This window comes from Stenotrophomonas sp. LC732, from assembly GCF_052446685.1.
Taxonomy (GTDB): Bacteria; Pseudomonadota; Gammaproteobacteria; order Xanthomonadales; family Xanthomonadaceae; genus Stenotrophomonas; species Stenotrophomonas muris.
Genome location: NZ_CP199214.1, coordinates 1572253 through 1592306, shown reverse-complemented (window position 1 = coordinate 1592306; position 20054 = coordinate 1572253). Strand labels below are relative to the sequence as shown.

13 protein-coding genes and 1 tRNA gene are annotated in these 20054 nt (G+C 65.5%); 2 read left to right on the top strand and 12 right to left on the bottom strand.

Annotated elements, in window-relative coordinates:
• Positions 1 to 3: 3 nt before the first annotated feature.
• The 4 genes from ACT6SE_RS07750 to ACT6SE_RS07735 all read right to left on the bottom strand — a co-directional run bounded on the left by ACT6SE_RS07750 (position 4) and on the right by ACT6SE_RS07735 (position 6219).
• Positions 4 to 1599 (bottom strand): alkaline phosphatase D family protein, encoded by a 1596-nt coding sequence (locus ACT6SE_RS07750; RefSeq protein WP_046429926.1) that lies wholly within the window; start codon positions 1597 to 1599, stop codon positions 4 to 6.
• A gap of 10 nt (positions 1600 to 1609) precedes the next feature.
• Positions 1610 to 4543 (bottom strand): TonB-dependent receptor, encoded by a 2934-nt coding sequence (locus tag ACT6SE_RS07745; RefSeq protein ID WP_046429925.1) that lies wholly within the window; start codon positions 4541 to 4543, stop codon positions 1610 to 1612.
• Positions 4544 to 4684: 141 nt separating this feature from the next.
• Complete coding sequence (locus ACT6SE_RS07740) at positions 4685 to 5707, bottom strand: FecR family protein (RefSeq protein ID WP_046429923.1); 1023 nt, start codon at positions 5705 to 5707, stop codon at positions 4685 to 4687.
• On the bottom strand, positions 5704 to 6219 hold the full coding sequence (locus ACT6SE_RS07735) for an RNA polymerase sigma factor (protein ID WP_041863300.1): 516 nt from the start codon (positions 6217 to 6219) through the stop codon (positions 5704 to 5706). The genes ACT6SE_RS07740 and ACT6SE_RS07735 overlap by 4 nt, the downstream gene beginning before the upstream one ends.
• Positions 6220 to 6539: 320 nt before the next feature.
• Between ACT6SE_RS07735 and aceE the strand changes: the two genes are divergently transcribed.
• On the top strand, positions 6540 to 9215 hold the full coding sequence (gene aceE, locus ACT6SE_RS07730) for a pyruvate dehydrogenase (acetyl-transferring), homodimeric type (RefSeq protein ID WP_046429921.1): 2676 nt from the start codon (positions 6540 to 6542) through the stop codon (positions 9213 to 9215).
• A 51-nt stretch (positions 9216 to 9266) separates the two neighbouring features.
• Here aceE and ACT6SE_RS07725 read toward each other — a convergent pair whose 3' ends face one another.
• Positions 9267 to 9749 carry a hypothetical protein gene (locus ACT6SE_RS07725; RefSeq protein WP_014646723.1) on the bottom strand — a complete coding sequence of 161 codons (483 nt, stop codon included), beginning with the start codon at positions 9747 to 9749 and terminating at the stop codon, positions 9267 to 9269.
• Between the two features lie 221 nt (positions 9750 to 9970).
• Here ACT6SE_RS07725 and ACT6SE_RS07720 point away from each other — a divergent pair, with 221 nt between their 5' ends.
• Entirely contained in the window at positions 9971 to 12301 is a 2331-nt protein-coding gene (locus tag ACT6SE_RS07720; protein WP_046429920.1) for a TonB-dependent receptor, read from the top strand.
• A 59-nt stretch (positions 12302 to 12360) separates the two neighbouring features.
• Here ACT6SE_RS07720 and ACT6SE_RS07715 read toward each other — a convergent pair.
• From ACT6SE_RS07715 to ubiB, 7 genes are all read right to left on the bottom strand, one after another.
• Positions 12361 to 12453: transfer RNA gene (locus ACT6SE_RS07715), tRNA-Ser, on the bottom strand.
• Positions 12454 to 12531: 78 nt separating this feature from the next.
• Positions 12532 to 12735 (bottom strand): carbon storage regulator CsrA, encoded by a 204-nt coding sequence (gene csrA / locus ACT6SE_RS07710; protein WP_004152909.1) that lies wholly within the window; start codon positions 12733 to 12735, stop codon positions 12532 to 12534.
• A 147-nt stretch (positions 12736 to 12882) separates the two neighbouring features.
• On the bottom strand, positions 12883 to 15531 hold the full coding sequence (gene alaS, locus ACT6SE_RS07705) for an alanine--tRNA ligase (RefSeq protein ID WP_046429918.1): 2649 nt from the start codon (positions 15529 to 15531) through the stop codon (positions 12883 to 12885).
• Positions 15532 to 15640: 109 nt separating this feature from the next.
• Positions 15641 to 16132, bottom strand: a complete 492-nt coding sequence (gene recX / locus ACT6SE_RS07700) for a recombination regulator RecX (protein ID WP_046429917.1) — start codon at positions 16130 to 16132, stop codon at positions 15641 to 15643.
• Between the two features lie 110 nt (positions 16133 to 16242).
• Positions 16243 to 17280, bottom strand: a complete 1038-nt coding sequence (recA, locus tag ACT6SE_RS07695; RefSeq protein ID WP_049420399.1) for a recombinase RecA — start codon at positions 17278 to 17280, stop codon at positions 16243 to 16245.
• 203 nt (positions 17281 to 17483) lie between these two features.
• Positions 17484 to 18119 carry a transcriptional repressor LexA gene (gene lexA / locus ACT6SE_RS07690; protein ID WP_046429914.1) on the bottom strand — a complete coding sequence of 212 codons (636 nt, stop codon included), beginning with the start codon at positions 18117 to 18119 and terminating at the stop codon, positions 17484 to 17486.
• 219 nt (positions 18120 to 18338) lie between these two features.
• Positions 18339 to 20021 carry a 2-polyprenylphenol 6-hydroxylase gene (ubiB, locus tag ACT6SE_RS07685; RefSeq protein WP_046429990.1) on the bottom strand — a complete coding sequence of 561 codons (1683 nt, stop codon included), beginning with the start codon at positions 20019 to 20021 and terminating at the stop codon, positions 18339 to 18341.
• Positions 20022 to 20054: the final 33 nt, after the last annotated feature.

The window sequence follows — 20054 nt, the reverse complement described above, 5'->3', positions numbered from 1 at the left end:
GATTCAGGCCTCCTGCAGCCCCGGCCGGCCGTGCTCCACCGCGTAGCGCTTCCAGCTCTGCACGGTACCGTTCGGTCGCATCACCGTATCCAGCGTCTTCATGTCGCCGATCCACGCATCAGGGGTGACATCGCACAGCACATAGCCACGCTTGTCGGTGGTCGCCTTCAGATTGGGGCTGTGCGCAAGCTGGTTGCGGGCGTAAGCGTCCACGCCCTGGCCATCGGCCCCCGAAGTGATCGAAGTGGCAAGGAACTCGCTGGAGACCACGCCCGAGTCACGGTGGTCCTGCACCAGGTCGCTGGCGTAATGCCGGTGCGCGTCGCCACAGGCGGTCACCACGTTGCCGAAGCCGACCTTCTGGATGTGGTCGAGCAGGCGCCGACGGCTGTCCAGGTAACCCGACCATTGGTCATCGGACGACTGCACCACGCCGTCCTTCTCGCGCATGTAGTTGCCCAGCGCCACCTGGTGGGCGATGGTGTGCCAACGCGGTGCGGCATCGGCCAGGCCATCGAACAGCCAGCGCTCCTGCTTCGCACCGACAATGCTGCGCTCCGGCGATTCCACGTCCTCACGCAGCGCCATGTTCACCTGCTTGCTGCGGTACTGGCGTGTGTCGAGCAGGTGCAGGTCCATCAGCGTTCCGTAGCGTGCGCGCCGGTACAGCTGCATGTGGCCATCGCGCGGGAATGCCGAACGGCGCATCGGCATGTTCTCGTAGTAGGCCTGGAACGCCTGTGCGCGCCGCAGCAGGAACACTTCGCTGGGCGTATCGTCCTGGTCTTCGGCGCCGGCCCAGTTGTTGTCCACTTCATGGTCATCGAAAGTGACGAACCACGGTGCCGACGCATGCGCGGCCTGCAGGTCGGCATCGCTCTTGTACTGGGCGTAGCGGCGGCGGTAATCATCCAGCGTGTAGGTCTGCGGGCCGACGTGGTTGCGCAGGTTGGTGAACGGCTGGCCGTTCATCTTCCGCAGGCCAGGCTGGCTTTCACCTTCGTAGATGTAATCACCGTAGTGGAAGACGAAATCCAGCGGTTCCTCGGCGATGCGCCGCCACGCGGTGTAGTGGCCTTCTTCGTAGTGCTGGCAGCCGGCCACCACAAAGCGCACGCGATCCACCGCTGCCGCGGCTGCCGGCAGCGTGCGGGTACAACCGACTGCACTGGCGTGGCCACCCACGGTAAAGCGGTACCAGTAGGGCCGTCCGGGCGCCAATCCTTCCAGTTCCACGTGCACCGCGTGGCCGAGTTCGGGATGCGCGAGCGCCGAACCCTGGCGTACCACCTTGCGCATGCCTTCGTCCGCTGCCAGCTGCCATTCGACCACCATCGGCCGGGTCGGCATGCCACCGCCGAACACCAGCGGCTCCGTCGCCAGCCGCGTCCACAGCACCATGCCGTCGGCCGTGGGATCACCCGAGGCCACGCCCAGGGTGAAGGGCGTGCTGGCAAAGCGCGGCTTGGCCAGCAGGTTGCGCGGGTTCAGCGTGGTGGCATCGGCCTGCGCGGCCAGCGCGCGTGCCGTGCCCATCCAGGCGCCGGCAGCGGACAGGCCGGCCAGGGCCAGGAATCGCCTGCGATTGATCGTCTCCACGGCTGTGCCCTCAGTTGTAGATGATGTGGAAGTAGAAGAAGCGGCCGTAGTCGTCGATCTCGGTACGGAAGCGCCCGTTCGGGCCGGTGCTGTAGGTCGGCTGGGTGTTGAACAGGTTCTTGGCTTCGTACTTCAGCGTCACGTGCCTGCTGACCTTGTGGCTGAAGGCCATGTTGAAGGTCATGTACGGGTCGTAGTACGAATCCAGCCACTGGGTGTCGCCGAAGTCGACCAGCATCCGGCTGCGGTAGGTTCCGGACAGGCGCAGTTGCGAGTTCTTCCACGGCATGCGCCAGATCACCGAACCATTGAGCGACCAGTCCGGCTGGTACAGCAGCCGGTCCAGGCGTCGCTCGGTGCCATCGGTGATGCGGTAGTTGGTCCTGCCTTCCAGCCGCGTGGCGTTGAAGTACATGTCGAAGCGCTGGCGGCCCCATTGCAGGTTGCGGTTGGCCACCGCGAACTCGACGCCGCGCAGCCTGGACTCATCGGTGTTCATCGGTTGGGTCACCCGGTAACGGGTATCGCCCACGTTCTCGAAGGTGGTCAGGGTGTAGATGTCGTCCTTGATTACCTTGTCGAACAACGCCACCGAGACCAGGCCGTTGTTGCCGTTGAAGTACAGGTCCCATGCAAGGTCGATGTTGGTGGAACGGCGCGGCTGCAGGTTCGCATTGCCCTGCTTGATGGTGCAGAAGCCCCTGCCCTCCTCGTCATCGCCACAGCTGGTGCTGGTGGCCTGGGCAATGTTGCTCGGCGTCGGCCGGCCCAGCGTGCGGCTGGCGGAGAAGCGCAGGTGCTGGTCCTCGCTCAGCTTGAACGTCGCATTCAACGAGGGCAACAGGTTGTTGTAGCCACCGCTCGTGTTGCGGAAGGCGGAGGTATAGGTGGTGCCGCCATCATTGCTGAACGGGCTGTAGGCATCGAAGCGGGTGTGGTCATGGCGCAGGCCACCGATCAGCAGCAGCCGGTCCCAGGCGTAGTGCGCGGACACGTACGCATTGGTGATGTCCTCCACGTACTTGTAGTCACTGGTGAAGTTGGCATTCGGATACGCCGCATTGTTGTTGCCCAGTTCCGGTAGCAGTTCCTCGTTCCACTTGCGGTTGTCGATCAGCGGGAAGCCCGGCACGCTGCCCAGCAGCGTCGATCCCGGATACAGGTAATCGTTGAGCGTGGCGCTGCTCTTGAAGTAGTCGAAGTCGATGTCCTGCCGGATCTTCAGGTGGCGGTATTCGGCGCCGGTGGCCAGGCCGAAGCCACGCGCATCGGCGTCGATGTTGTAGCTGAAGTCGGCGCGCAGGTTGTCGATGCTCTCCTTGGCATCGCGCGGGGAGACATAGGCCTGCGCCGGATTGAGCTTGAACGCCGAGCTGGTCAACAGGCTGGAATCGGACACCGCTACCGCGTTGGGGAAACCGTGGCTGTCGTTCTCGTAGTCGACGAACAGGCTGCTTGGGTAGGCGCGCACACCCCAGTAGACCTGGTTGTTGTGGAAAGTCTCTTCGGTATGGCCGCCACGCAGGCTCAGCCGCGAACGGTCGCCGATGTCCCAGTTGAAGCTGGCGATGGCGCCACGGTTGCTGCGGTCCCAGCGGTCGTGGCGGTTCTTGATGTAGATGCTGTTGATCTGGGTGGTGCCGCTGTCCTCGGTCTGGTTGCGGATCGGAAACTTGGCGTTGCCGTACAGGTCGGTCTTGTTCATCGTCGAGTTCTCGTAGAACCGGTACGAGTACAGCAGCAGCGATGCGTAGAACGGATCGTCCGACGGCTTCCATTCCAGCTTGGCCGAGCCGCCGAAGTTGGTGATGAAGTTGGTGTAGGTGCCGGTGCTGAAATTGCCGGGCGCACGCAGCCCGTTCCAACCCTTGGCCTCATCCGGCCCGGTGGTGCCGTCGGTGAGGTACTTGCCGGCGTCGTTGTAGTAGTAGTTCGACTCCACCCAGCGCTTGACGCTGTTGCGCGAACGCTGCTCATAGCGTGCCACCGCAACGATGCCGAACTCCTGCCCGGCGCCGAACTGGTTGGAGAACACCATCTTGGCGCTCTTGCCGAAGTGGCCCAGGGTTTCGTGGTTGCCGCCAGCGCTGCGCTCGACGTTGGTCTCGGCCGTGGAATAGATACCTGCCACGTCGGCAAACACGTACTTGCCGGACCGGTCGAAGGCACTGCGGCTGATGATGTCGATCACGCCGCCGATCGCATCCGGTGCCTGCTCCGCACTGAAGCTCTTGTAGATGTCGGTACGGGTGCCGATGTCGCTGGGAATCAGCTGCAGGTTGTTCATGCGTTCGCCGGAGCCACTGCCACCCACGCTGGCAATCGCGATGCCATCGATGGTGGTGTAGTTGAGATTGGCCTGTACGCCGCGCACCGTCACGTAACGTGGCTCGCCGGCATCCTCCACCGCACTCAGGCCTGGAGCGGCCATCAGGCTCTCGGCCAGGGTCTCGTCGCCGTAGCTGTCCATTTCGTCGTAGACCACCGAATCCTTGATCACCGGTGAGGTCTTCTTCTGGTCGATCACCTCGTGCGCGGCAATCACCTTCACCGTGTCCAGGGTCGGCGCCACCACCGCCTCGGCCTCGCGCGGCTTCGGTGCGCCGGGGTTCGGCGCGTTGCGTACCGGTGCCGGATCGATGGCGATGACATTGCCATCCACCACGGTGTAGCCCAGACCGGTACCGGCCAGCAGTGCATCCAGCGCCTGCCTGACGGTGGCACCGCGCGGCACCGCACCGGCCATGCGGGCATCGCCATCGGCCGAGTACAGGAACTGCACCCCGGAACTGCGTGACAACTGCTCCAGTGCACGCGCCAACGGCTGTGCCGCGATCGGCGTGGACACACGCGCCTCCAGGCCATCGGCGGCGGCGGCGAAGGCCAATGGCATGCTGCCGGGAGACAGGGCGAGGATGATCGACAGGTAGAGCGTGTTGCGCATCACGGGTCCTTGGAAGAGAGAAGGCAGCAGGCGCCGCTGCGCGGATCGGCAGCGGCTTCTCCCAAGTAAGAGCCCGCATCCACCAAAGTGGAGAACGCGGATTCAATGAATTTTTTCTGACAGTCCACGGCCACCTCGGCCTCAGCGGCTGCCAACCCGCACTGTGTCGCACTCGCGGCTCACCACGAAGCGCGGGTCACGTTCGAGGAAGGCCTGCAGCGCACCGATGCGATGCGCATCGAGGCTGCCGGACAACCGTGCCGATGCCGCGCCCTCGTCCAGCACGCGCACCTGCACCTGGTTGTGCCGGTTGAAGGCAGCAGCCACTTCGTCCAAGCGTTCGTCAAGGAAGGACACTTTGCGCTGCTGCCAGTCCAGCAGCATCGACAGTGGCATGTCCAAGGACTCCACCGCATGGCTGCGCGCGTCGACCTGCACCACCCGGCCCTGCCCCAACTGGGCCAGGCGGCGGGCACCCGCGCCCTGGCTCCAGACCTCGACCTCGCCGGAAACCACACCGATGCGCGTGCTCTGCAGGCGTCGCGACACGTCGAAGACTGTGCCGATGTCCCGGATCTCCAAGCCGTTCACCTGCACCTCGAACGGGCGGCGGTCGCGTGCGATGTCGAACGTCGCCTCGCCCTGCAGCAGTTCCGCCTTGCGACTGAACCAGCCCATGCGTACCCGCAGGCGGCTGTCCGCGTTGAGCCGCACCTGTGTCCGGTCAGGCAGCACCAGGTCACGCAGTTCACCGTGGTCGGCGCTGTACAGCTGTTCGGTGGGTATCAGCTGCGGAACCAGGCCCACGCCGAGCAGGGCGATGCAGGCTGCGGCAGCCATCACCCACCCGCGCGTGCGGCGGCGCAGCGGCGCGGCGTGCGGCGCGGCGGGGGCACTATCGAACAGAGGCACCACTTTGGCGGCCGCCTGCCGTGGCGGCGCCGGCGCCTCTTCCGGCAACGGCGATTGCAGTGCCTCGCCGACCTGCCGGTGCAGCGCGAGGGCGTGCATATAGGCGCGCACGTGCTCGGGCGAGCGCTTCATCCAGTCCAGGAACGCAATCCGCTCGGCCTCGTCCAGCACTCCCTCGCGATTGCGCAGGAACCAGTCCATTGCCTCGCAGGCGACCGTGTCGTCGGCCATGGGCGATGCGTTCCGGTTCATGCGTGCTCCCTGGCGCCCAGCGCCTTCCTGCAGGCCTCCAGACCCTTGCCGATGTGCTTGCGCACCATGTGCACCGACACCTGCAACTGCTGGCTGACTGCCGGGCAGTCCAGCCCGTCGCGGTAATGCAGCTCCATCACCCGTCGCGTGGTCGCCGGCAGACGTGCGATGGTGCTGCGGATATCGTTCCAGCGCTGCGCGCGCTCGAACTCGCCCTCGATGTCTTCTTCGCTTTTCAGCACTTCGGCCAGCTGATCCACGTCTTCCAACGGCGGCAGCGACAAACGCGCGCGCGCGTGCTCGCGTGCCAGGTTGGCCGCGACCGTGAACAGGTAGGCCTCCGGGTTCTCGATCGCTGCGGCATTCTCGCCGGTGGCCCGCAGCAGCCGCAGGTACACCTCCTGCGCCAGGTCCTCGGCGTCTTCGCTGGCAGAACCGCGACGCAGGAAGAAGCCACGCAGCAGCCGTCGGCGCAGCGCGTAGCTCTTCTCCCAGATCCTCACGCTGTTCACGGCCGGCCAACACCCCGAGGCTGGAAAGCCCCGCAGGGTGACGGCCATCGATGACAGTGGCGTTGCAGCAGGCGGCCATGCCAGGCACTCTCCGCCCGGCACATTCGCCCATGATATGGCGCACCGTGCCAACCCTTGCTTGCCAGAGACCCAAGCCGGGCCCGCCTATCGAAGCCGCGGGGCCGGGCCTACGCTTGCCTCCCCGGTGGCCGCCACGGTCGCCCTTCGCGTCACGGCCCCGCCATTGCGACCCCGCTCCAGTGCTGTGCGCCCAGCCGGTGTTGTCGCCCAGGCGGAGTCGGCGCCCTCTGGAGACAGTCATGAACCAAGCCCTGACCCCCTTCGATACCGACCCGCTGGAAACGCGGGAGTGGCGTGAATCGCTGGAGGCGGTGATGCAGGCCGGTGGCCGGCCACGCGCGCATTACCTGATCGACCAGCTCAGCGAGCTGGATGCGCAGCGGCACGGCGATCTGCATGCGCGCGCGTGGACCGCCTACGTCAACACCATCCCGCCGGAGCGCCAGCCGGCCTACCCGGGCGACCTGGCCATCGAGCGCCGCCTGAACGCGATGATCCGCTGGAATGCGATGGTGATGGTGCTGCGCGCCGGCAAGCACTCCAACGTCGGCGGCCACATCGCCACCTACCAGTCGGCGGCGGTGCTGTACGACGTGGGCTTCGACCATTTCTTCCGTGGCCGTACCGACACCTTCGACGGCGACATGATCTACATCCAGGGCCATTCCGCGCCGGGCATCTACGGCCGTGCGTACGTGGAAGGGCGCATCGATCCGGCACGGATGGACAACTTCCGCCGCGAAGCCGGTCGTGACGGCCTGTCTTCGTATCCACACCCGCGCCTGATGCCGGAGTTCTGGCAGTTCCCCACCGTGTCGATGGGGTTGGGCCCGCTGACCGCCGCCTACCAGGCGCGCTACATGCGTTATCTCGAGTACCGCGGCCTGAAGCAGCACCAGGACCGCAAGGTCTGGGCCTTCCTCGGCGACGGCGAGATGGACCAGCCCGAATCGCTGGCGGCGATTTCGCTGGCCGGCCGCGAGCGGCTGGACAACATCGTGTTCGTGGTCAACTGCAACCTGCAGCGCCTGGACGGTCCGGTGCGCGGCAACGCCAAGGTCATCCAGGAACTGGAAGGCACGTTCCGCGCGGCCGGCTGGAACGTGATCAAGCTGATCTGGGGCAGTGGCTGGGACGACCTGCTGGCCCGCGACCACAGCGGCCTGCTGCGCCAGCGCATGATGGAATGCGTGGATGGCGACTACCAGACCTTCAAGTCGCAGAGCGGTGCTTACGTGCGCGAGCATTTCTTCGGCCGTTACCCCGAGCTGCTGGAGCTGGTCGCGCACATGAGCGACGACGACATCTGGGCGCTGGCACGTGGTGGCCACGATCCGCAGAAGGTGTACGCCGCCTACCAGCAGGCGGTGAACACCCGCGGCCGGCCGACGGTGATCCTGGCCAAGACGGTCAAGGGTTTCGGCATGGGCGAAGCCGGCGAAGGCCAGAACATCAACCACCAGCTGAAGAAGATGAGCGCCGATGCAGTACGCGCCTTCCGCGACCGCTTCAACCTGCCGGTCAGCGACGAGCAGCTGGAGGAGATGCCCTATCTGCGCCCGGAACCGGGCAGCGCCGAGGCCGCCTACTTCGCCGAACGCCGCCGCATCCAGGGTGGGCAGCTGCCGGCGCGCCTGGCCAAGGTGGATCCGCTGCCGCTGCCGCCGCTGTCGATCTTCAACACCCAGCTGCAGGGCAGTGGCGATCGCGGCCAGTCCACCACCATGGGCTTCGTGCGCATCCTCACCAGCCTGCTGAAGGACCCGGATCTGGGCAAGCTGGTGATTCCGATCGTGCCCGATGAATCGCGCACCTTCGGCATGGAAGGCCTGTTCCGCCAGATCGGCATCCACTCCTACCTGGGCCAGCTGTACACCCCGCAGGATGCCGGCCAGCTGAGCTATTACAAGGAAGCCAAGGACGGTCAGATCCTGCAGGAAGGCATCAACGAATCCGGTGCGATCTGTTCATGGATCGCCGCCGGCACCGCCTACAGCAACCACGGCCTGGCCACGATTCCGTTCTACATCTTCTATTCGATGTTCGGCCTGCAGCGCGTCGGTGACCTGGCCTGGGCCGCTGCCGACGCGCGTACCCGCGGCTTCCTGCTCGGTGCGACGTCGGGCCGCACGACGCTGATGGGCGAAGGCCTGCAGCACGATGACGGCCACAGCCACGTGCTGTCGTCGGTGATTCCGAGCTGCGTGTCCTACGACCCGACCTACAGCTACGAACTGGCGGTGATCATCCACGACGGCCTGCGACGCATGTATGTCGACCAGGAAGACATCTACTACTACATCACCGTACTCAACGAGAACTACCCGCAGCCGGCACTGCCCGAAGGCACCGAAGCCGGCATTCTGAAGGGCCTGTACCTGCTGCATCCGGCAGCCGCCGACAACGCCTTGCAGCCACGCGTCCAGCTGATGGGCAGCGGCTCGATCCTGCGCGAAGTGGAAGCCGCGGCAGACCTGCTGCAGCAGGACTTCGGCATCGCCAGCGATGTGTGGAGCGCGACCAGCCTGACCGAACTGCGCCGCGACGGGCTGTCCGCCGAGCGCTGGAACCTGCTGCATCCGGCCGAAGAACCGCGCGTGCCCTACGTGCAGCAGTGCCTGCAGGGTCATGAAGGCCCGGTGGTGGTGGCCACCGACTACATGAAGATCGTCGGCGACCAGATCCGTCCCTTCATCAACGACCGCCGCTTCACCGCATTGGGCACCGATGGCTTCGGCCGCTCCGACACGCGTGAATCGCTGCGCACGTTCTTCGAAGTGGATCGCCACTTCATCGTACTGGCGGCCCTGAAGTCGCTGGCCGACGAAGGCCGCATCGAACGCTCGCGGATGCAGGACGCGATCGACAAGTACGGCATCGACACCGGCAAGCGCGATCCGGCCGCCGCCGTGTAAGGCCGTTGCATTCACCACGCCTGCCCTGCGGGCGTGGTGAATGCAGCATCGCTACGGCATGCGCTTGAACAGGTTGGTCTGCAGGATCGGCGTGCCGTCATGACCGTAGAACGCCTTGGTCTCGGTCATCGTCGCCTGGTCATCCGCCACGGTGTAGATGCGGGTGGAGGCCGGCGTGCCATGGTCCACCAGCTGCATCACCAGCGTGTTCGGTGCAGGCAGTTTCAGGTTGGCCTTGTCCGCGCCATAGGTGCCGGACAGGGCGCCGGGCGTGCCATCCAGGGCCAGCGTGCCGTCGGATTTCATGGTCTTGCCGTCGTGCAGGACGATGTCCACGTGCGAGCTCCAGCGGCCACCACCGGCGTCCTTGAACTCGAGCACCACGTGCTTCGGGCGCTGCGCTTCGGGTAGCGCAGACGTGGCGATATCCAGCGACCAGCGCCCCAGCAGGGGAGAAGGCGAAGTCTCCACTGCCAGCGCCGGAACGGCGGGGAGTGAAAGCGCAGACAACAACACAGCGGACAACAGCTTCATACGTTGCTCCGTTCCAGTGAAGAAGATTCTGCGTGACGCGTTGTGGGGCGCAGCGCCTCGGATCGTGCACAGCATCGGCGCCCGGCGCAAGGCGGGGCGCTGAACACGCGGCAACCTCATTCGCGCCCCCGCGATTTCGGTCTGGCGGCAAGGTCTCATCCGTCCTTGCCGATACAAAGAGTTACGTTATAACATTTCACTTCGCCTTCACGAGTCCTGCCATGCGTCGCCACCTGCTTGCTGCTGCCATTCTGTTCGCCGTCCACACCGCCCAGGCCGCGGACGAACCCACCCTCCCCACCCTCCAGGTCCAGGCCTCCCAGCCCTCGCGCATCGACAGCCGGGTCACCGTCGACAATCCGCAGGCGCAGAACCGCACCCTCGGCGGCCTGCTCGAACACGTCTCCGGCGTGCAGAACAGTGCTTTCGGGCCGAACGCGGGCGCCCCGGTCATCCGCAGCCTCAGCGGCAACCGCGTGCAGATCCTGCAGGACGGCCAGTCCATCCTCGGCATGAACGCGATCAGCGGCGACATCAACATTCCGTTCGATCCACTGTTCGTGCGCAGCGTCACCGTCAACAAGTCCTCGGACACGGTGCGCTATGGCGGCAATGCGATCGGCGGCAGCGTCGAGATCGATTCGGGCCTGATCTCGCGCAGCATGGAAGACAAGGACCAGTCGATGGAACTGGTCCTGCGCAAGGGCTTCAATGCCGCCGATGCGCAGGGCTTCCGCATGAACTTCAACAACCAGCGCAACCTCTCGACCAACCTGCAGGTCTCGCGCCAGCGCATCTCGCACTACGACATCCCCGGCAACAGCAAGGCCCGTGTCTGCAACACCCGACTGTTCCCGCCGACCGGCGGCGTCAACTCGGCGCTGGCCGACAGCTGCCAGAAGGAAGCACGCGTACAGCAGATCTACAACAAGGCCTCGCAGCCTTACATCGACCAGTTCATGACCGAGAATCCTGACTGGGCCGATGGTGAATTCTCGTTCTACACCAACAACCCGACCTCGGTCTGGCAGCGCCGCACCTATATCAACCCGGTCAATCCTGCCTATGTCGCCGGCACGCCGTCATACGTGCAGAAGCAGATCAACAATGATGTGACGCCCGACTACCATCATCGGCTGGGCAACAGCCATGCGCGCAACTCGCAGGTGGCCTTCGGCTCGACCCTGTTCTTTGACCGCGGCTACGTCGGTGTCAGCATCGATGCCAAGGACAGCGAGTACGGCGTGCCGGGCTTCTCGATGCAGAACCTGTCGTTCGGTTCCAACCATGCCGATGGCCTGCCGGTGGGCGTGGTGATCAAGCAGCAGCGCTACGCGCTGGAAGCCCTGCTGCGTGATCCGCTGCCGTGGTTCGAGCGCGCGGAACTCCGCGTGTCCAGGCTGGACAACACTTCAGGCGAGCGGCTGGGTACCACCAGGGCAAACGACTACGATTTCGAGAGCACCCAGGCCGAGTTGCTGCTCAGCCATCAACGCGTCGGCCCGCTCAGCGGCCTGGTCGGTTTCAGCCACCAGTCGCGTGATGTCAGCGGCAGCGGCTCGCAGCGCTACCTGCCGGACGTGGACACCCGCAGCAATGCGGTATTCCTGAAGGAAACGGTGGACGTCGGCTGGGTTACCTTCGATGCCGGCGTACGCCACGAACGGGTCGACCACGCACTACAGCCCAGCCGCTTCAAGACCGCGCGCAATGCCGCCAACACGAAACTGCAGGACCGCGACTACCGGCTCAACAGCTACAGCCTCGGCTCGTACGTCGAGCTCGGCCCCTTGTTCGCGGCCAAGGTCCGTTACTCATCCTCACAGCGCGCCCCGGAGATCAACGAGCTGTATGCCAGCAACGCGCACTATTCGGTGATGACACAGGAAGAAGGCAACCAGAACCTGGAACCGGAGCGCGCGAAGAACCTGGAACTGACCGGCCGGTTCCACCTCGGCGGTTTCGAGCTGTCCGCCACCGCGTACCGGATGCGGTACGAGAACTACCTCTATCTCGGCTATTCCGGCCTGCAGACCGCCAACCGCCTGCCGCTGAAGTACTGGAAGCAGACCGACACCACGGTGAAGGGCTTCGAGATCGACGCGTCGCAGGCATTGGACCTGGGCCGCTATGGCACGTTGAACGTCTCCGCCTTCGCCGACCTGGTGAAGAACAAGGCCGACCACCCGGATTCGCTGCGCGCCCACAACGACGGCGAGTATCTGCCGAACATGCCGACCAACCGCTACGGCGCCAACCTGCAGTGGCAGCGCGAAGGCTGGAAGGCACAACTGTCCAGCACCTACTACGACGCGCAGAAGTACCTGGGTCGCAATGTCAGTGAGGAAATTCCGCTCGACGCATTCAACCTGGTCGACCTGCAGGTCAGCCGCGAACTTCCAGTGCGCAACAGCTACATCGCAGGCGTGGAAGTGTTCGTCAATGGCAGCAACCTGCTCAATGAAGAAGCGCGGCCGCACAACTCGCCGCTGAAGTACATCGCGCCCCTGCCGGGGCGGGGCTTCCAGGTCGGCGTGACGATACGGCTCTGAAGGCCGGCCATAAAGAAAAACGCCTGCAGATCGAGGATCTGCAGGCGCTTCTTTGTATCTGGCGGAGTGAGAGGGATTCGAACCCTCGATAGAGCTTTTGACCCTATACTCCCTTAGCAGGGGAGCCCCTTCGGCCACTCGGGCATCACTCCGGGGTATTCTCCGCATCTGGTGCGTTGCACCTCAGCGGGGCGTGAATCATAACGTTAATCGAGTGCGAAGGTAAAGCGTTATTCGGCAGAATTTTCGCTACCGGTGCCACCGGCTTCATCACCACGCTGGATGCGCTGGTAGATCTCTTCGCGATGCACAGCGACGTCCTTCGGCGCAGTGATGCCGATACGCACCTGGTTACCCTTGACGCCAAGCACGGTGACGCTCACCGAGTCACCGATCATCAGGGTTTCGCCGACGCGGCGAGTCAGGATCAACATTTTTGTAAGTCTCCATGGAACCGTGTGGAAGGGTATCCCCCACCGGCTTGACGCTCCGTCAAGAAGCGCTACCACGACAAAGGGAAAAGATTCGCAATGGTACCGTCAGCCGTCCCGCTCCTACAAGGAGGGGGACGGCAGGGTTCATCACAGGCGGGGGCTGACCCATTCGACGACTGCAGCCAGCGCAGTGGCAAGGGCGGGCCCGTCCTCGCCACCACCCTGGGCGAGGTCCGGGCGTCCGCCGCCCTTGCCCCCGATCTGACCGGCGATATGGGACAACAGTTCCCCGGCCTTGACTTTGCCCATTGCGCTGCCGTTCACACCCGCGACCAGGGCGGCCTTGCCGTCCTGGGCACCGGCCAGCACGATCACCGCGTCGCCCAGCTGCTGCTTCAGGCGGTCCATGGCGTCACGCAGGGCCTTGGCGTCGAAGCCCTCCAGGCGGGCAGCCAGCACCTTCACGCCGGCGACCTCGACGGCCTGGCCGGACAGGTCGGCCGTGGCACCCGCGGCGACCTTGGCCTTCACGGCCTCCAGTTCGCGTTCCAGCTGCTTCTGGCGCTGGCCGAGGGCACGGATCTTCTCGACCACGTCGGCAGCGCTGCCACCGAGCAGTTCAGCGGCCTCGGCCAGGCGGGCCTCTTCGGCGTCCACGTAGTCCAGGGCGCCCTGGCCGGTAACCGCCTCGATGCGGCGCACCCCGGCGGAAACACCGCCCTCGGAGGTGATCTTGAACAGACCGATGTCGCCGGTACGGTTGACGTGGGTGCCACCGCACAGCTCGGTGGAGTAGTCACCCATCTTCAGCACGCGCACGTGCTCACCGTACTTCTCGCCGAACAGGGCCATCGCGCCGAAGTCCAGCGCTTCCTGCATGGCCATGGTGTGCACTTCAGCGGCGTTGTTGGCACGCACCTGCTGGTTGACCTTGCGCTCGATCACCGCCAGCTCTTCCGCGCTGATCGGCTGGAAGTGCGAGAAGTCGAAACGCAGGCGGTCCGGCGCGACCAGCGAGCCCTTCTGCTGCACGTGGGTGCCCAGCACTTCGCGCAGCGCGGCGTGCAGCAGGTGGGTGGCCGAGTGGTTGAGGATGGTGGCGCCACGGCGCTCGCCATCGACCTGGCCGGACAGCACATCGCCGACCTTCAGGCCGCCTTCGGACAAGGTGCCGACGTGGCCATGGAACTGGCCGGCGAACTTCTGGGTGTCCTCCACCGCCAGGCGCACGCCGTTGCCGGCCAGCACGCCGGTGTCACCGACCTGGCCGCCGGATTCGGCATAGAACGGGGTCTGGTTGGTGATGACGATGACCGAATCACCGGCATCGGCCGACTGCACCGGACGACCGTCCTTGAGCAGGGTCAGCACGCTCAGGCCGTCGGCCTGCAGGCGGTCATAGCCCAGGAACAGGGTCGGGCTCAGCGTTGCCACCAGCTCGGCCGGCAGGGTCACGCCGCCGCCGAACTTGCCGGCCGCCCGTGCGGTTTCGCGCTGCTGTTCCATCGCGGCATCGAAGCCGGCGATGTCGACGGTCAGGTCGCGCTCGCGCGCGATGTCCTGGGTCAGGTCGAGCGGGAAGCCATAAGTGTCGTACAGGCGGAACGCGTCAACGCCCGGGATCACGCCATTGCTGGCCTTGCCGGCCACGTCCTCGAAGATCTTCATGCCGGCGTCGAGGGTTTCGGCGAAACGCTCTTCTTCGGCCTGCAGCGCACGGGTGACGGTGTCCACCGCCGCCGGCAGCTCTGGATAGGCCTCGCCCATCTGCTCGACCAGGGTCGGTACCAGCTTGCTGAAGAACGGCTGGCGCACGCCCAGCATCCAGCCATGGCGCAGGGCGCGGCGGATGATACGGCGCAGCACGTAACCGCGGCCTTCGTTGGACGGCAGCACGCCATCGACGATCAGGAACGAACAGGCACGGATGTGGTCGGCAATCACGCGCAGCGACTTGTTCTCCAGGTCGGCGGTGCCGGTCAGCTCGGAAGCCTTGCGGATCAGCGCCTGGAACAGGTCGATCTCATAGTTGGTGTGCACGTGCTGCAGGATCGCCGCCAGGCGCTCCAGGCCCATGCCGGTATCCACGCACGGCGCCGGCAGCGGCACCAGGGTGCCGTCGGGCTGGCGGTCGAACTGCATGAACACCAGGTTCCAGATCTCGATGAAACGGTCGCCGTCTTCGTCCGGGGAACCCGGGGGACCACCAGCAATATGATCACCGTGGTCGTAGAAGATCTCGGTGCACGGGCCGCACGGGCCGGTGTCGGCCATCTGCCAGAAGTTGTCCGAAGCGAACGGCGCGCCCTTGTTGTCGCCGATGCGTACGATGCGCTCTTCCGGAACGCCGACCATGTCGCGCCACAGTTCGTAGGCTTCGTCGTCGGTCTGGTACACGGTGACCAGCAGGCGTTCGGCCGGCAGCTTCCAGACCTGGGTCAGCAGCTCCCAGGCCCAGGCGATCGCGTCCTTCTTGAAGTAGTCGCCGAACGACCAGTTGCCCAGCATTTCGAAGAAGGTGTGGTGGCGCGCGGTGTAGCCGACCTGGTCGAGGTCGTTGTGCTTGCCGCCCGCGCGCAGGCAGCGCTGCACGTCGGCCGCGCGCACGTAGCTGCGCTTTTCCGCGCCAAGGAACACGTCCTTGAACTGCACCATGCCGGAGTTGGTGAACAGCAGGGTCGGATCATTGCCCGGCACCAGCGGCGCCGACGGCACGATGGTGTGGCCTTTACCCTTGAAGAATTCAAGGAAGTCGCTGCGGATCTGGGATGTCGTGAATTTGGCGGATGCGTTCATTGGGGGCTGGCAGTCTGCGGGCCGGCGGACCCGGACCACCGGCCGCGTTGGCCAGGGTCGCGAGGGACCGCCGAAAACCTAAAGGGTATCAGGCCCGGCGCCGCCAGTCTCAGTCATCCGGGTCGTAACGGGTCGCGCGGCGGATGCTGTCGCCGTCGAAGCCCCGCCGGGCCAGCAGATCGGCAGCCTTGCGCCGCTGCGTCAGGTCCTGCGGGCCGGCCTCGCCAAAGCGTCGGCGGACCAGATCACGGGCGTTTTCCTGCCAGTCGCCTTCGTAGCTGTCCATCGCTGCGGCAATCGCGGCACTGTCCAGGCCGTGGGTCCCCAGCTCGGCGCGGACATGGATCGGCCCATAACCGGTGTTGGCGCGCATCCTCACCAGGTTCTCGGCAAAACGGGTGTCGTCCTGCCAGCCGGCCTCGGTCAACTTGGCGACAGCGGCCTGCGCGGCTTCGTCTTCGATGCCACGGGAGGTCAGCTTGCGGGTGAGTTCCTTGCGCGAGTGCTCGCGGCGGACCAGCAGGCCCAACGCCCGTTGCACGGGGGTCTGCTCACGCGGCCGGCGCTTGCGGCCGGTCGGAATGTCTTCGGCGTCGGACATGGGTACTCCAAGGGTGGCGCCATCCGTGGCGCCCAGCCCATCCCTGGGCGATTCGAACCTGCGGGACAGGGCGACGTCACTGACGGCGCCGCCCTGCCCCACAGCAAGCCTTACTCGTCGTCGCCTTCGTCGTCGCCTTCCTCGCGGGCCGCTTCGGCCGGCTGGAACTTCTCGCGAAGCTCGGCCTCGAGCTTTGCGGCAACGGTCGGGTTGTCGCGCAGGTAGCCACGGGCATTATCCTTGCCCTGGCCGATGCGCTCTTCACCGTAGCTGTACCAGGCACCGGCCTTCTCGACCAGCTTGGCATCCACGCCCATGTCGATCAGCTCGCCTTCGCGGCTGATGCCTTCGCCATACAGGATCTCGGTAATGACCTGCTTGAACGGGGGCGCCAGCTTGTTCTTGACGACCTTGATCTTGGTCTGGTTGCCGATGATCTCGTCGCCCTTCTTGATCGCGCCGATGCGGCGGATGTCCAGGCGGACCGAGGCGTAGAACTTCAGCGCGTTGCCGCCGGTGGTGGTTTCCGGGCTCTGCCCCGGCATCATCACACCGATCTTCATGCGCAACTGGTTGATGAAGATCACCAGCGTGTTGGAGCGCTTGATGTTGCCGGTCAGCTTGCGCAGCGCCTGGCTCATCAGACGGGCCTGAAGGCCCGGCAGCTGGTCGCCCATCTCGCCTTCGATTTCGGCCTTCGGCGTCAGCGCAGCAACCGAGTCGATCACCAGGATGTCGACCGAACCCGAGCGCACCAGCATGTCAGCGATTTCCAGCGCCTGCTCACCGGTATCCGGCTGCGACAGCAGCAGGTCGTCCACGTTCACGCCCAGCTTGGCGGCGTAGATCGGGTCCAGCGCGTGCTCGGCATCGATGAAGGCCGCAGTGCCGCCCATCTTCTGGCATTCGGCGATGGCCTGCAGGGTCAGGGTGGTCTTGCCCGAGGATTCCGGCCCGTAGATTTCGACGACACGGCCCTTCGGCAGACCGCCAATGCCCAGTGCGATGTCGAGCATCAGCGAACCGGTCGGGATGGCCTCGACGGGCTCGACCACGCGGTCGCCCATGCGCATCACCGAGCCTTTGCCGAACTGCTTCTCGATCTGGCCCAGAGCAGCAGCCAAGGCGCGCTTCTTGTTCTCGTCCATCGTATTGGTCCTTGCAGAGGTCATGTCGTTGGGGGTGCTGTCTTTGGGGGTCTTCTTTGCCATGGGCTCACTTTAAGTCGGACGTATCGCACAGGCTGAGATTCTGCCCGGCGCTCTGAAAAGAATTATCGGACATCCGTACCAACCTCAGTGGAACCAGAGAATCGCCACAAAAGACCGCGGGTAATGCGCTATGGAACAGGTCAACGGTTGGGCCGAAGCAGGCCGCAATAGAGGCCCTCGATTGCGAAGTCCTGGTCGGGCAGCACCTCGATCGGCTTGTAGTCGGGGTTGCGCGGCAGCAGGCGGATGCGGTCCTTGGCGATCTTCAGCAGCTTGACGGTGATCTCGTCATCGATGCGGGCCACCACGATCTGCCCGGAATGGGCGTCGCGGGTGCGGTGCACGCCGATCAGGTCGCCGTCGAAGATGCCCTCGTCGATCATCGAATCGCCCTGCACCTTCAGCAGGTAGTCCGGCGCCGGCGAGAAGAACACCCGGTCCAGCACCACGAAATCGTCCGAACCGATATCCGCGCCGATCGGCAGGCCGGCCGCGACCCGGCCCAGCACCGGCAGGCGCAGCACACTGTCAGGCAGGCCCGGCTCGGCCAGAGTCTCCACCGGCGGTGCCTGCACCAGGCGGATGCCGCGGGCCTGGCCGGGGATGCGACGGATCGCACCGGCCTGCTCCAGGGCTTCCAGGTGGTACTGGGCCGCGCGCACGCCCTTGAAGCCGAACGCACGTGCGATTTCAGTCTGCGACGGCGGTGCGCCATCGCTCTCGATACGCTCGGCGATCAACTGCAGGATCGCCTGCTGGGTGTCGGTCAGGTCCATGGTTAGTAGTATTACTACTAACGCTCAGGTCTGCAAGTGCCGAGGTGGCACGGCGGCATCTGCAGTGCCGAGGCATGCCCGGCGAGCGCGCGAACGCCCGGCCGGGCGGCAAAAGCAAAAGCAAAAGCAAAAGCAAAAGCAAAGGCAAAGGCAAAGGCAAAGGCAGCCGACCAGCGGTCGGCTCTACGGGAATCGCTGCGCGATTCCGCGGCAAGCACGCTAGGCGTGCTTGCCGCTTCTCCAGATCGAGAACAGGATCCATACGCCGCAGAAGCCGGCGCCGATGAATCCGCACACGCCCAGCGCCAGCAACCAGCGGCTGGAAACCCCGCCGACGCTGTGCATCACGATCGACGAGCCGATGATCAGCGCGGCCGTGATCACGCCCACCACCAGTCGGTTCGCGGCTCGGTTCACCTGCTCGCCGAAGCCCTGCAACGCGGTGGTCTCCACCTTCAGCTGGAGGCGACCACGGCGCGCCGCCTGGACCAGCTTGCGCAGGTCGCGCGGCAACTCGCCGGCGAAGTCGACCAGGCCCAACAGGCTGCGCCGGCCGCGCTTGAGCAGCGCCCTGGGCGCATAACGCTGCAGCACCACGCGCTCCAGGAACGGGCGGGCGGCGCTGGCCATGTCGAAATCCGGATCCAGCTGCCGGCCCATGCCTTCCAGGGTCAGGAAGGCCTTGATCATCAGTGCCAGGTCGGCCGGCAGGGTCAGGCTGTAGCTGCGCAGCAGCTGGGTGATGTCGCCCAGCATCAGGCCGATGCGCAGATCCTTCAGCGGCACGCCACGGTACTGGTCGACGAACTGGCTGATGTCGTGCTGCAGCCGGTTCTCGTCCACTTCCACGCCGCCGGCCCAGTCCAGCAGCACGTCCGCCACGCCCTGCGGGTCCTGCTCGACCAGGCCGTGCAGCAGTTGCGCGACCTGGAAGCGGCGCACTTCGGACAGCGCGCCGACCATGCCGAAATCGATCACGCCGATGCGGCCGTCACGCAGGTAGATGATGTTGCCGGGGTGTGGATCGGCGTGGAAGCTGCCGTCCTCCAGCACCATCTTCAGCACGATGCCGGCGCCACGCCGCGCCAGCTCGCGCCGGTCCAGGCCCGCCGCATCGACGCCGGCCAGATCGCGGCCGGGAATGCCGTCGACGAAGTCCTGCACGTTCAGGCTCTCGCAGGTCCACTGCCAGTGCACCTTCGGAATCAGTATGTCGTCACGGCCGCTGAAGTTGCGGGCGATGCGTTCGGCATTGCGGCATTCGGCGGCAAAATCCAGCTCGCGGCGCAGCGATACGGTGAACTGCTGCACGACCTCGGCCGGGCGATAGCGACGCAGGTCCGGCAACCGGGCCTCGACGATCTCGGCCAGCCGCGCCAGCAGCCGCAGGTCGGCCTCGACCACGTCGCGGATGCCGGGACGCCGCACCTTCAGCACCACCTCACGACCATCATGCAGCCGGGCGCGATGGGCCTGCGCCAGCGAGGCGGCGGCCATCGGGGTTTCGTCAAGGAAGGCGAATACCTCCGCCGGCGACGCGCCCAGGTCGGCTTCGAGCTGCCCGCGGATCTCGGCGTACGGCAGGGCCGGCACCGCGTTCTGCAGTTCGGACAGCTCGGCAATCCACTCCGGCGGCAACAGGTCGACGCGCGTTGCCAGCACCTGGCCAAGCTTGACGAAGGTCGGGCCAAGATCCTGCATCGCACTGCGCACGCGCACCGGTGCGGTCATCCGCAGCAGCTCCTGCCGGTCCTCGTTCCAGTGCAACAGGCGCCCTGCCCGCTCCAGCGTGCTGGCCAGGCCGATGCGCCGAACCACGTCGCCGAAGCCGTAGCGGATCAGGACAACGGCGATTTCCTGCAGTCGGCCCAGGTCACGGACCGTGCCCAGCGTTTCCCACATCATGCGTGCTCCGGACGGTTACCGGAGCAGCAT

Excerpts from the sequence above, each read along its gene's own strand:
- ACT6SE_RS07725 (WP_014646723.1), bottom strand. The coding sequence starts at position 9,749 with ATGAAGCTGTTGTCCGCTGTGTTGTTGTCTGCGCTTTCACTCCCCGCC.
- recA (WP_049420399.1), bottom strand. The coding sequence starts at position 17,280 with ATGGACGAGAACAAGAAGCGCGCCTTGGCTGCTGCTCTGGGCCAGATC.
- ubiB (WP_046429990.1), bottom strand. The coding sequence starts at position 20,021 with ATGTGGGAAACGCTGGGCACGGTCCGTGACCTGGGCCGACTGCAGGAA.
- aceE (WP_046429921.1), top strand. The coding sequence starts at position 6,540 with ATGAACCAAGCCCTGACCCCCTTCGATACCGACCCGCTGGAAACGCGG.
- csrA (WP_004152909.1), bottom strand. The coding sequence starts at position 12,735 with ATGTTGATCCTGACTCGCCGCGTCGGCGAAACCCTGATGATCGGTGAC.
- alaS (WP_046429918.1), bottom strand. The coding sequence starts at position 15,531 with ATGAACGCATCCGCCAAATTCACGACATCCCAGATCCGCAGCGACTTC.
- lexA (WP_046429914.1), bottom strand. The coding sequence starts at position 18,119 with ATGGACCTGACCGACACCCAGCAGGCGATCCTGCAGTTGATCGCCGAG.
- ACT6SE_RS07740 (WP_046429923.1), bottom strand. The coding sequence starts at position 5,707 with ATGAACCGGAACGCATCGCCCATGGCCGACGACACGGTCGCCTGCGAG.
- ACT6SE_RS07745 (WP_046429925.1), bottom strand. The coding sequence starts at position 4,543 with ATGCGCAACACGCTCTACCTGTCGATCATCCTCGCCCTGTCTCCCGGC.
- recX (WP_046429917.1), bottom strand. The coding sequence starts at position 16,132 with ATGTCCGACGCCGAAGACATTCCGACCGGCCGCAAGCGCCGGCCGCGT.
- ACT6SE_RS07720 (WP_046429920.1), top strand. The coding sequence starts at position 9,971 with ATGCGTCGCCACCTGCTTGCTGCTGCCATTCTGTTCGCCGTCCACACC.